Below are 12146 nucleotides of genomic sequence, written 5' to 3' on the forward strand. Positions count from 1 at the left end.
CTGCAGTCCGCCCCGCGTAAGCGGGGATGAGCCCTTATACCGGGGCCACATTGATGGCTATGAGCTGTCCGCCCCGCGTAAGCGGGGATGAGCCCCGCCATAAACCGCCCTATACCGCCTTATTGCAGTCCGCCCCGCGTAAGCGGGGATGAGCCTTCCATTCTGGCTAAATAAGTGGGGATACCCGGTCCGCCCCGCGTAAGCGGGGATGAGCCCGCATCATCTCCAGATCGACGCCGGGGAACCACGTCCGCCCCGCGTAAGCGGGGATGAGCCCACTTGGTGGCTCGCGTGTGGGCTTCAAGGCGTGTCCGCCCCGCGTAAGCGGGGATGAGCCCGGGACGCCCGCTACGCAGCCCAATTCCACGCAGTCCGCCCCGCGTAAGCGGGGATGAGCCTAGGAAGGCGCTCCAATCTGGACGGCTTGGCCTGTCCGCCCCGCGTAAGCGGGGATGAGCCCCCCCAACCACCACAGAAAGGAACACCCACAATGGTCCGCCCCGCGTAAGCGGGGATGAGCCCGGGCTGTTGAGCAGGGCGTTTAACTAGGTTCGGTCCGCCCCGCGTAAGCGGGGATGAGCCCCCAGACTGAACCGCCCCCACAGTCAGACCCGAGTCCGCCCCGCGTAAGCGGGGATGAGCCCCACGTTCACGTGGCATCACAGCAGCCATTGGGGTCCGCCCCGCGTAAGCGGGGATGAGCCGTTCAGTCCCATCCTCCTTGTAATAGGAAGGCGGTCCGCCCCGCGTAAGCGGGGATGAGCCTTCGACATCATCACCGACGATGAAGGCAGGGCCGTCCGCCCCGCGTAAGCGGGGATGAGCCGGGGAAAGCCCCTAAGAAAGGAAAAGAAAATGAGTCCGCCCCGCGTAAGCGGGGATGAGCCTTTTGCTGCCATCAGCCACCGCCTTATCCACGTGTCCGCCCCGCGTAAGCGGGGATGAGCCCGCCATCAACCCATGCAGACCCCAGCACACGTGGTCCGCCCCGCGTAAGCGGGGATGAGCCCCCACCCTCAAATGTGGCAGTGGGTAGCAGGAGGTCCGCCCCGCGTAAGCGGGGATGAGCCCCCTTAAGGACTTCGAGAACGCGCCAGAGGGCAGTCCGCCCCGCGTAAGCGGGGATGAGCCCGCACAATGTCGCTCACCTCGCCTACCATGACGGTCCGCCCCGCGTAAGCGGGGATGAGCCCATACACCGCCCTAGTGGACTTCCTCACCAATCGTCCGCCCCGCGTAAGCGGGGATGAGCCCCATAGCAGTCCCTCATTTCAATATCGGCCAGCGTCCGCCCCGCGTAAGCGGGGATGAGCGCTTCCATTCTGCTGTGGAAGGTACAGAAAGAAAGTCTGACCTGTGAAACGTGGGGATAAGATTTTTCTGTTAAGAAATACCCGTTTGCCCCACAGTTTTCCGCGGATTTGGAAGAGTGTTTTCTGCGGAACGTAGTTTTCAAAATCGGACCACACGGTCCCTACATCCTCATCACAAGATGCGAGCAATCCTCATTTACGCTTTTTCGCAGAGGAAGCGGATGACCTGGACGTACTCGAGTCTGTTGGAAGAAATGCAACATGGTGCTGGAGTGAAACCCTATACAGCGTCGAAGCGACATTGGTTATCTTCGCATACATTGATGACGTCCATGTTGCTACTGGGCCAGTGGAAGATCATTGCTCTAGATCTTGAATTGAGTCACCGAGCGCTGCGCGAGGCGGGGTTGTGAGGATTAGCGGTCGGATGCTCAGTGTGGTTTTAGTAAATGTATTTATCTGCCTTGAAAGTTTGAGCCGTCCCAACTTTTAACCGCCAGGGGAAGAAACTTCTGCTGCGACTTTTTGTTCATTGCGGCAGCGCTACTTGGCCGCCGTAGCTGCGTAAACAGGCAAGGTTCCCAAGCGCTGCCGGCGCTTCGGTAACACTCAAATGAGTAGTAAGAAGGCTTAGCCGGAAAAAGCAGCCCCGACGTAATCCAAGCTGCCATGCGCTACGCGCTCGTTCCCGCTATCAAGGTTGTATTCCCAGATAGCGTGGTCAGGGCGGTACTCGGGGAATCCCGTGTGTCCAGTGCGCACAAAGTTGTGGAGCCACGAGTTGAGCGTGCGCGCAGACTCGCCGTCGCGGACGCCGAAGATGAAACGTAATTCTTCGCAGTGCAAAGCAGGGCGACCACTGCAGGTAAACTCGATCATCCAGGTCGGCCCGGGGGCGTCGTCAGCTGCTTGTGCCACCCAGCGGCGAATGTTGGCATCACCAATCATGCGTCCCAAGGGACGTTCTTTGTCGATGTAGCTTGCGATCTGGCGCCACGGACCCAACGAGTTGGGTGGGAAACCAAATTTAGGTGCCATCTGGCGTAATGCAAGGCCACGTAGTGGGCTGGAGTCGATTTTTTGTGCAACGGGAATGCCATAGAACTCGTCGCGGGTCGAGCCAACCACTAGGGGAATGTCGACCATCTCAGTGGCATCGAAAGGTGCCGGCCCCAACGCCATACCAAGATTGTGTTTTTTACGGAATTTGGAATAGCCGTCCGCCAGTTTGTCTTGCGGCAGCGCTGCCAAGGATTCTCTTGTGACAGGAACACCGAGTGCGCGGCGCAGGCTGGCCCTCCGCTTTTCATTGGACTCAAGAGGAAACGCGGGCGACAGCGCCACCACGCGGCGGAAAGCACCCTTGTAGTGGTCGCGGCGCATCAGCCACAGGGCGGTGGTGGCGCCGGCGGACTGGCCGATGACGGTGACGTTTGTGGGGTCGCCGCCGAAGGACTCGATATTGCTCTGAATCCACTCCAGCGCCAGCTGGCAATCGTCGATGCCGCGGAAGCGGAAGGACTCATCGTCGTGGAACTGTGCGAAGCCCTGCAGGCCCACGCGGTAGCCGACCTGGACCTGGATGATGCCGGCGCGCGCATTGGCGGTGCCCTCCGCGCGGGGATCCTCATGGGTGCCGTTCTCGTAGCGGCCGCCGTGGATGTAGACCAACACCGGCGCGTCAGTGGCCTGCTGGGGCGCGGTGATTGTCAGCGCCACGGCGTCGGGACGCGGCGTGCGTGCGTCCTGGTCGCGGGCTGCGTTGAGCTTTACTGCGTTCTCAAAATCGCCCGGGATGAGGGAGTAATCCACGGAGTGGAAATAGTTGACGTCGCCCTCGGTGTAGCCGGTGATGGTGCCGGCGGGGCAGGAGACATGAACTGGCGTGCTAGACATACCCGTCAGACTACCGGGCAGCGAACTGGGCTAGAATCTCGCCTTATGGAATGGTGGACAAATCTTACTGGCGTGCTCTCGCAAGCCATGGTGCAAGCGCCCGTGTGGGTGCAGATGTCCGTGCTCATCGTCATCGCCGTTCCGCTTCTGGCCATCGCGGCGTGGTGCCTGATGTTCGTCATCGATTTCGTGGGCCGCCCCCGCTTCCGTGGGGCCGCAACGGGGTCCGAAATCCAGAAAACCGACTCCACGCGCTAAGGTAGTAAATCATGTCAACGCCAGAACAACCGCGGCACGACGATCCGCGCGAAGGGCTCTGGGACCCAGAACGCACCGTCCCTGCTGCCCCGCGCAAGCGCGCCCTGCCCAAGTCACGCGTGAGTCTGACCCTGTGGGCGATGATCGCGCTCGTCGTCGTGGTGGCGCTTATCGGTTTGTTTACCTAGCGCTGGCCTCAGCCACGCGCTGGAACAGCTCGTTGCCCGCTAGGTCCTCGATGAGGATGGGGGTCCCGGCGGCGTCGCAAAGCGGAATGCACCAGTTAGGGTAGAGGTCCTTCGTGGTGCCTGGCTGGTTCTGCGCGCGCACGTCACCCACCATGTCCACCAGGCTCGTGCACGTCAGCGCGGAGGGGGTTCCCGCGACGTACTTGTGCAAAGCCACCACCAGATCCGCCTCACTGCCGCGGTCGCTGCGCTCTGCCGTGCGGAAGTCGCGCTGCGGCAGGAGACCGGCCGCCGCCACCTGGTCCAACACGCGGGCCTGCCACTCTCGGTCGTCGGCTTCTTCCTCCGCCACAGAGCGGGTGAGCATGCCCAAGCGAGCGCGCAGCGAAATGTGATCGCCGCGCAGGTAAGCCAAGGTCGGCGGAAGATCGTGCGTGCCCACAGAGGAAAGCGCTAGGCGGCGGTACTCCTGCTGCGGAAGCGGAGACTCGTTGTCCTCGGAGCGCTCGAACCACACGATGGAGGTGCCCAGCACACCGGTCTCAGCCAGCGCATCCTGTACCCATGGCTCCAGCGTGCCTAGGTCCTCGCCCACGAGCACCGCGCCGGCACGTTCTGCCTCGAGGGCGAGAACACCGAGCATGGCCTCATGGTCGTAATAGACGTAGGTGCCGTTGAGCGGCGAGGTCATACGCGGAATCCAGAACAGGCGGAACAAGCCCAAGATGTGGTCCACGCGCACGCCACCGGAGTGACGCAGGATGGTCTGCAGCATCTCGCGCCACGGGCGGTAGCCAGACTCCGCCAAGCGCACCGGGTGCCACGGCGGCTGGGACCAGTCTTGGCCCTGCTGGTTGTAGTCATCCGGGGGAGCGCCCACGGAGCTCTGCGGCGCGAGGTACTCAGCGAGGTTGATGGCATCCGCGCCGCCAGGGTGCACGCCCACGGCAAGGTCGGTGACCAAGCCGATGCGCATTCCCGCCTCCTTGGCGCGGCGCTGCGCGGCGGCCAGCTGCTCGTCGCACAGGAACTGCAGCCAAGCGTAGAACTGGGCAAGGTCGCCGGCTTCTTCCTCGATGGCATGGCGCTGGCCGGTGCGGCGCGCCAACTCCTGCTCCGCGCACCATAGAGCGAAAGCGCTTAAGCCCTCGCCCTCGCTGCGCTGGTACTCCGCGAACTCGTTTTGGCGCTGCGGGGTGAAGTTGAGGGAGAAGAGCTCCTTGAGTACCTGCAGCTTGGCCTCGAAAATTGTGTCGCGCTCGATTTCGTCGGCGCTGCGGTTGCGCTCGCGGAACTCGGCGGCGAGCTCGCGGACGTCGTCCTGCAGGACCGGGTCTAGCTGCGACAGCTCCGGGATGTCCTCGATGTGGAGGTAGAGCGGATTGATGAAGCGGCGGGTGGTGGGCAGGTACGGCGAATCCTCCACTGGCGGCAGTGGCTCTGCGGCATGCAGAGGGTTGATGAGCAGGAAGTCGGAATACGGTGCCAAGGTCTCCGCGAGGCTGCCCAGGTCGTGGAAGTCACCGATTCCCCAGGACTGCGCCGAGCGCACCGAATACAGTTGCGCCATGACGCCGGCTGCCGGCTTGTCCAGGTAGGGGTCCGCGGTGGTCAGTCGCGCCGGGGTGATGATGAGCGGGCAAGAGTAGGACCCGATCTCCGGGGAGGACATGTGGATCTCGTGGAAGCCCAGCGGCAGATCACCAGGGATGTGGAAGGTGGCCTCGCCCCAGTGGATACCGGCGACGTTGGCAGTTGGCGCGTCGTTGGGGTCTTGGTAGACATCGCGCGTGCCACCCTCTTCGAGCTCAATGTGGATATCCACCGGTTGGCCGGCATGCACGTGGACGTCGAACTGCTTCTCGACGCCCTGCTTGCTCACCACGCACGGGGGTAGCGGGCGGGAGGAGCGCTCGAGGTAGTCCTCGTAGAGCAGTGAAGTCAGGCGAGACTCGTCGGCGCGGTCCTCTACGCTGACGCCCAAAGCGCGCAGGGTATAGGCAATAGTTTCATCCGTTACATGGATAGGGTAGCCGGATTGGGAGGAATACGAGCTGGCAACGCCATGGCGCTGAGCTAGTTCTTCGAGCAGTTCACGGGTAGTCACAACGCCACATTCTGCCATGGCTTAACACCGCGTGCCCGGGGATCGATTGGTAGAGTGGGCTGGAATTACCTAGCTGTGCGAAAGGACACCCGTGACACTGCAAGAAGCGCACACTCCTGCGAAGTTTGAAATCGAAGACGGCGAAACCTGTCTGACCCGCATGATGGCCACGGCGAAGGCGCGCCCACATGGCGTGATGTTTACCCGCCCGGCCAGCTATGAGTGGGTTAACGTTACTGCCAAGCAGTTCGTCGAAGAGGTCTACGCAGTGGCAAAGGGCCTTATCGCTGCCGGCGTGGAGCAGGGCGATCGCGTGGTCTTGCTGTCGAGCACCCGTTACGAGTGGTCCCTGCTGGATTTCGCTATCTGGGCTGCCGGCGCAGCTTCGGTGCCCATCTACCCATCTTCTTCACTGTCCCAGATCCAGTGGATCGTGGAGGACTCCGGCGCTGTCCTGGCCATCACCGAGTCTCGCGAGCACTCCGAGCTGGTGGCGCACCTGAAGCTGCAGGATGACGGCAAGCCGGCGCTGAAGAATTCACCTTCGCAGCTGCGCCGCATCCTGGAGATCAACTCCTCGGCCATCGACACCTTGATGTTTGAGGGCCGCGAGCTTTCTAACGACGTCGTCGATGCGCGCATTGCTGCCACCAAGACCGACGACCTTGCCTCGCTGGTTTATACATCCGGTACCACCGGCCGCCCGAAGGGCTGCATGCTGACCCACCGCAACTGGCTGGCTGAGACCTTGGGTCTGCTGACCAACCCGATTGGCGGCATTGCGGTTCCGGGCAACCACGTGTTGACCTTCCTGCCGCTGGCCCACGTGCTGGCACGTGCAGTATCCCTGGCCGTTGCCATGAGCGGTGCTTCGCAGAATCACTGGTCTGATTTCAGCACCATCACCATCGAGTTCCAGCGCTCCCGCCCTAACCTCATCCTGGGCGTGCCGCGCGTGTTTGAAAAGGTGCGCAACGGAGCCGCTGCCAAGGCTAAAGATGGCGGAGCCGTCAAGGGGGCCATCTTCCGCGAGTCGGAGAAAGTGGCCATCGAGTACTCGCGTGCGTTGGACACAGCGGAGGGGCCAGACCGCGTGCTGCGTGCAAAGCACAAGCTCTTTGACCGACTGGTGTACTCCACCATCCGTGAAGCGATGGGCGGCGAGGTGAAGTACTGCATCACCGGTGGTTCGGCGATGAGCCATGACCTGCTGCACTGGTTCCGTGGAATCGGCGTGACGATTTATGAGGGCTACGGCCTAACCGAGGTTGCCGCGGCGGCAGCCGTGGACTTTGAAAACCAAAAGATCGGCACCGTTGGCCCACCGCTGGAGGGCACCACCATTCGCGTCAATGATGACGGCGAAATCCTCATCAAGGGTGACATCGTGTTCAAGGGCTACTGGAACAATCCGGAGGCCACCGCAGAGTCTCTCGAGGACGGCTGGTACAACACCGGTGACTTGGGCGAAATCATGGACTCTGGCCACGTGGTGATTACGGGCCGCAAGAAAGACCTCATTGTGACCGCGGGCGGCAAGAACGTCTCGCCTGGCCCAATGGAAGACATGCTGCGTGCGCACCCGCTTATTTCCCAAGCAATGGTGGTCGGTGACGGCAAGCCGTTCATTGGCGTGCTGCTGACCCTGGACGAGGACGCGTTGAAGCGGTGGAAGGCTGAGCACAACATCCCGGCCAACCGCACGATGAAGGAAGTGGCTACCGACGCCACCCTGCGCGCCGAGATTCAGGACGCCATCAACCAGGTCAACACCACCGTTTCTCATGCGGAGGCCATCAAGAAGTTCTTCATCTTGGAGTCTGACCTGACTGAGGAAGACAACGAGCTGACCCCGACCATGAAGGTCAAGCGTTACGTGGTGGCGCAGCGTTATGCGGCTGCCATTGACCAGATCTACTCCAGCGAGAAATAGTTGAGGTTCCTACCGCTTGCCGGTCCCGCAAAAATCACGCCTGTGAATTTCTTCGGAGTGTCGCGCAGATCCTTCACAGGATCTGGAATAAAGTCAGCACTCGTTACAGAAAGTCTCAACCTCAACTAGAGGTTAGTTTGCGGAAAGGACCGGCATGCACAAAATCGCCGCCGAACTACGTCACCGCGAGCTGACCCAAGAGATTTACAACATCGGCGACGAAGTAGTTGAGTACATCGAGCACCTCATCGAAGCGATTGAGGACTGGGACGATGAACTTGCACTCGACTGTTTGGCAGAACTCGGCGACATCGTCGAGGACGCCCGCGTCGATTCCGGCCGCTGCGTAGGTGAGCTCATCGGGCTGCGCCACGCGCTGGTCTCCGGAGTCCGCTCCGGCACCATTTCCGCTGCCGCTTCCGGCAACAACGACATCGCCGAGCCAGAGCAGCTCACCGCGCGCAGCCTCGACGCGCAGTTCTCCATCGATTCTCCGACCATCGTGGTCTCTGAACTGGCAGCCACCCTGCGCGGCCGCACCGAAGCCGTGGCGGCTTATCTGCGCGAGCTAGTGGACTACGTGCTCGATCAAACCGACGCAGTGGCCCGCAACCTCGACATGGTCTCCCTGCCGCACCTCTACAAGCGTGCCGGCCAGTCCGCGCTCATCGCGGTTCAGGCTTGGCGCCACACGGTTGTGGAGGCCCACCCGGCTTATGTCCGTACGATGCGCGGCCGCAACTCGCCGCCTTTCCTCGAGGAGCGTGCTCGCATCAACGCGGTAGTCGCCCGCGTGCGTGCCAAGCGTGAGGCCGCCCGCCAGGCTGCGACCACCGCGTAGGCCGCGTAGACAGTGCCAGAAATAGACTTCCTTGTTGCCAACACACAAGGAGACAGCAACACCGCCGAATCCCTCTTTCGGCGGTGTTTGTCTTTTCTCCTTCCTTTAGGCGACCTGAGCTTTCGCACGCAGCACCATACGCAGCGCTTTGAGCAAAGACTCCGGCTCGGCCAGCAGTTGCTCCGGCGTAAACTGCAGCACCCGGAAACCCAGTGCGCGCAGATACTCCGTGCGCTGGGCGCGTCGCTGGAAGACGCCGTGGTGTGCGACCTCAATGATGATCTTGCCCTCGACGAGCAGTTCCGCCTCGATTCCTGGGGCCACGTGCGTGCGTGGAACTGCGGCAAAGCCTGCGTCAAGGACAAGAGCGCGGGCAGATGATTCATAGGGGGAGCGGGGCAGGCTGCTGGCGGCGTCGATGACGCGGCGTACGACTGCTGCGCCATGCACGCGGCCGAGGCTCGCTAGGGCGTCGCGCAGCGCTTGCTTCGTGGTGCCCATGCGCAGGGCTGAATCTGCTGCGATCAGGCCGGGGTGGAAGCCGTGGTAGCGAGCGACGTCAACGACCGCGCGTTCCATCGTGACCACCCGCGCGCCGTCAATGCTAAGTGGCGTTCCCACTGTGGTCTTGCGGTAGTGGCGGCCAGGAGCATTGCGGTTGTGGCGGGGCAAACTGCGCCCGGGCAGCGCGAGTTCGACGGGCTCCTTGGCGGAGTCGGTGGGCAAGAGCCAGAGGTCGTGGAGGCGGGCGGCGGACTTACTAATGAGGACTGCGGAATAGGAGCTGCGCGCGACGGCGATGCACTCGAGGCGCTTGCGTTCGCAGGCGCTGAGGGCGAGGTAGGCGTCGCGGTCGACGGCCATGCGGGGTGCTAGCTGTAGGAGTGAGCCGGTCTTGACTTCTTCGTGGACGTGAGGCTTGGTGCGGTGAAGTGTTTCTAAAAGCGTCATGGGCTTAGCTTCGCGCGCGTTGTGGTGCTGGCGCTAGACCCAGTTTCTAAAGCTGTGGATAACTTGTTGTGTACGTCAACAAAAGGCGGCTTTCAGATCTGGGTATTTGCGGGGCCAAGCGTTAGACCTGCGGGCCCGGAGCCACCTGGTCGAGCTGCTCGGTAATCTGTGGCCACAGCTGACCCATGATGTCGTCCCAGGTCAGGATCCACATTGCCTTGTCCTTGTCAGCCTTGCCCACGGCCACGAGCTGCTCGTTGCGAGCGCGCATGTGGTCCAGCGTCTTCTGGACGGTCAGCGTCGAGGACACGGTGAGCGCCGGGCGGGAGAACTCGAGGACTGGGGTTTCGGGTTCGGCTAGCAAGGTATCGCGGACGTGCACGATGCGCGGGACGCGGGAATCCTTAGGGAAGACCAGCACGCGCATGATGGACTTGCGGCGCACCAAGTCATGTAGGTCGGCCACGGTGGAGTCGGATGGCAGCGGGACAACCTGCGAGCCGAGCTCACGGGCCAGCGCACCCACGGTGGAGGCCTCGAGCTCGATGACGCCGGTGATTTGGTTCGCGGAGTCGTCATCAAGCGTGCCGGTCTCGCGGGAGTGCTCCACCAAGTGGCGCAGGGTCTCGGCGTCGTAGCCGGCGGCGCCAGCGCGGTCGACGGGCTCTTCGCCAGCCCAGATGACCATCTTGTTTGCCATGGAGTTGATCCACTTCAGCAGCGGGCGGAAGAGCCAAATGAAGCCGCGGGCTGGCACAGCAATGAGCTGCAGGGCCGTCTCTGGGTGGGTAATAGCCCAGGACTTCGGGGCCATCTCGCCGATGACCAAGTGGAGGAAGGTGACCACGAACAGGGCCAAGATGAAGGAGACCACGTCGGCCACGCCCAGCGGCAGGCCGACAGCCTCCAACGGGTGCATCAGAAGGTGGTGAACCCACGGCTTGGTCACAGCACCCAACACGAAGGTTGCGGCCGTAATACCCAGCTGGGCGCCGGCCAACATGATGGTCAGCTCGTTGAGCGAGCGCAGGCCCGCACGCGAGGCGCGGGAAGACTCAGCGGTTTCCTCCAAGCGGTTGCGGCGCGCACCCATCAAGGAGAATTCGATAATGACGAAGAAGGCTGAGGCCGCGATGATGAGCAGCGTGACGCTGACATTAAACCACCAGGTATCAGTCATTATGCTTTCTCCTCTTCCGGCTCGTGTCCGTCGGGGTATTCCTCAATCAGCTCCAGCGCTAAGGTCGACGGCACGTGGCGGTCAATCTCCTCGACGCGCATGTGCAGCTTTCGCACTGGGGCGTCGTCGCGCTCTACCCAGTCATCCGGCTCCGCCTCGAGCTCAATCGTGTACTCCTCGCCCTCCTCAGGCAGCGCGCCGGAGTGGGAAATCAGCAGGCCGGCCACGGTCTCGAAGTCGCCTTCCGGCAGGTCGTGGCCAATGGCGCGCTCGATCTCGTCGATTGGCGTATCGCCGTCGACCAACCAGTGGGAGTCATCCTGCTCGGTGATTTCCTCGGTCTCTTCTAGGTCGTGCTCGTCGGTAACGTCGCCCAGGATTTCTTCCGCGAGGTCCTCCATGGTCACGATGCCCACAAAGCCGCCATATTCGTCGATGACGCAGGCGAGCTTTTCGCTGGCGTCGCGTAGTTCGTTCACGACGTCGGGAAGCGGCATGAGCTCCGGAACCACAACGGGTTCCTGCATGACCGCGGTGGCTGCGGTGGCGTCGGGAAGCTGCGTGCCCAATACGTCGAAGAGGTGGACCACGCCGATGGGGTTGTGCTCGTCGTCGATGATGGGGTAGCGGGTGTGGTTCACGGACATCATCTCGCGGACTTCGCCAATGGTGGTCTCCGGATCGATGACGTCAACGCGGGAGCGCGGAATCATCGCGTGTCCCACGTCGTGTTCTGGGAAGTCCAGCAGGCGGTCGAGGACCAAGTAGGTGGCCTCGTCCAGCTCGCCGGCCTCGTGGGAAGCATCCACGATGGATTCGAGGTCATCGGTGGTGGCAGATGAGTCAACGTCCGCTACCGGCTCGATGCCGAAAAGCTTCAGAATGGCATTCGAGGAGTACTCGAAAAAGTGGATGAGCCAGCCGAAAATGCGCAGGTACCACATGGTGGAGGTGGACAGCCACAGGGCGGTCTTCATCGGTGCTGCGATGGTGTAGTTTTTGGGGAAGAGCTCCGCAAAGAGCATTGTGGCAATGGTGGAGATAAACAGTGCGGCCACCGTACCGATGGTGACGGAGACGGCGACGGGAACGCCGGCGTCGCCAAGCAGCTCGCCCAAACCACGGCCCACAAGGGGTTCTGCCACGTAACCGATCAATAGGCCGGTGATGGTGATACCCAGCTGCGCGCCGGAGAGCATGAAGGACGTGCGTTGGGTGATGTGCAGCGCTCTAGCTGCGGTTTTATCCCCCTCAGCGGCCTTCGATCGCAACTGCGTGCGGTCCACGGACATGAATGAAAATTCCTGCGCAACGAAGTACGCATTCGCGACGATAATCAGGCCAATGACCACAAATCCCGCAAGGATTAAAAGGATTGCTTGCAACATGGCCTACCCCGCCTGCCAATCTTTAAGGCGGGGACATCGACTCGGAGGTTCCACTGAAGGTGCCTTTCTATTTGTGAGAAACTGCTGAATA

At 62.0% G+C, this 12146-nt stretch carries 9 protein-coding genes and 1 CRISPR repeat array; of the genes, 4 read left to right on the forward strand and 5 right to left on the reverse strand.

Annotation, left to right across the window (positions count from 1 at the left end):
* Window positions 1-5: 5 nt before the first annotated feature.
* Window positions 6-1314: direct repeats of the CRISPR family, unit length 28 nt; unit sequence GTCCGCCCCGCGTAAGCGGGGATGAGCC.
* 629 nt (window positions 1315-1943) lie between these two features.
* Window positions 1944-3209, reverse strand: coding sequence for a carboxylesterase family protein (locus HMPREF3148_RS06685; protein WP_049151745.1), 1266 nt, complete (start codon window positions 3207-3209; stop codon window positions 1944-1946).
* A gap of 45 nt (window positions 3210-3254) precedes the next feature.
* Here HMPREF3148_RS06685 and HMPREF3148_RS06690 point away from each other — a divergent pair, with 45 nt between their 5' ends.
* The gene (locus HMPREF3148_RS06690; protein ID WP_049063068.1) at window positions 3255-3467 is read left to right on the forward strand and encodes a hypothetical protein; all 213 of its coding nucleotides are present in this window, start codon (window positions 3255-3257) and stop codon (window positions 3465-3467) included.
* An 11-nt stretch (window positions 3468-3478) separates the two neighbouring features.
* On the forward strand, window positions 3479-3655 hold the full coding sequence (locus HMPREF3148_RS13690; protein WP_005528392.1) for a hypothetical protein: 177 nt from the start codon (window positions 3479-3481) through the stop codon (window positions 3653-3655).
* Here the strand turns inward: HMPREF3148_RS13690 and malQ are convergent.
* Window positions 3648-5762 (reverse strand): 4-alpha-glucanotransferase, encoded by a 2115-nt coding sequence (gene malQ / locus HMPREF3148_RS06695; protein ID WP_188093132.1) that lies wholly within the window; start codon window positions 5760-5762, stop codon window positions 3648-3650. The genes HMPREF3148_RS13690 and malQ overlap by 8 nt on opposite strands.
* Window positions 5763-5853: 91 nt before the next feature.
* Here malQ and HMPREF3148_RS06700 point away from each other — a divergent pair, with 91 nt between their 5' ends.
* Window positions 5854-7695, forward strand: coding sequence for an AMP-dependent synthetase/ligase (locus HMPREF3148_RS06700; RefSeq protein ID WP_049151747.1), 1842 nt, complete (start codon window positions 5854-5856; stop codon window positions 7693-7695).
* Between the two features lie 154 nt (window positions 7696-7849).
* A complete protein-coding gene (locus tag HMPREF3148_RS06705) occupies window positions 7850-8536 on the forward strand; it encodes a hypothetical protein (protein WP_005528395.1) in 687 nt (228 codons plus the stop codon).
* Window positions 8537-8641: 105 nt separating this feature from the next.
* Here HMPREF3148_RS06705 and HMPREF3148_RS06710 read toward each other — a convergent pair whose 3' ends face one another.
* The 3 genes from HMPREF3148_RS06710 to HMPREF3148_RS06720 all read right to left on the reverse strand — a co-directional run bounded on the left by HMPREF3148_RS06710 (window position 8642) and on the right by HMPREF3148_RS06720 (window position 12055).
* On the reverse strand, window positions 8642-9487 hold the full coding sequence (locus HMPREF3148_RS06710; protein WP_070508915.1) for a DUF559 domain-containing protein: 846 nt from the start codon (window positions 9485-9487) through the stop codon (window positions 8642-8644).
* A 121-nt stretch (window positions 9488-9608) separates the two neighbouring features.
* Window positions 9609-10667 carry a CNNM domain-containing protein gene (locus HMPREF3148_RS06715; RefSeq protein ID WP_005528417.1) on the reverse strand — a complete coding sequence of 353 codons (1059 nt, stop codon included), beginning with the start codon at window positions 10665-10667 and terminating at the stop codon, window positions 9609-9611.
* Window positions 10667-12055: a hemolysin family protein gene (locus HMPREF3148_RS06720; RefSeq protein ID WP_049147719.1), complete on the reverse strand. Its 1389-nt coding sequence runs from the start codon at window positions 12053-12055 to the stop codon at window positions 10667-10669. Before HMPREF3148_RS06720 ends, HMPREF3148_RS06715 begins: the two co-directional genes overlap by 1 nt.
* Between the last annotated feature and the right edge of the window lie 91 nt (window positions 12056-12146).

The sequence above is a fragment of the Corynebacterium sp. HMSC05D08 genome (assembly GCF_001807215.1).
Lineage (GTDB): Bacteria > Actinomycetota > Actinomycetes > Mycobacteriales > Mycobacteriaceae > Corynebacterium > Corynebacterium striatum.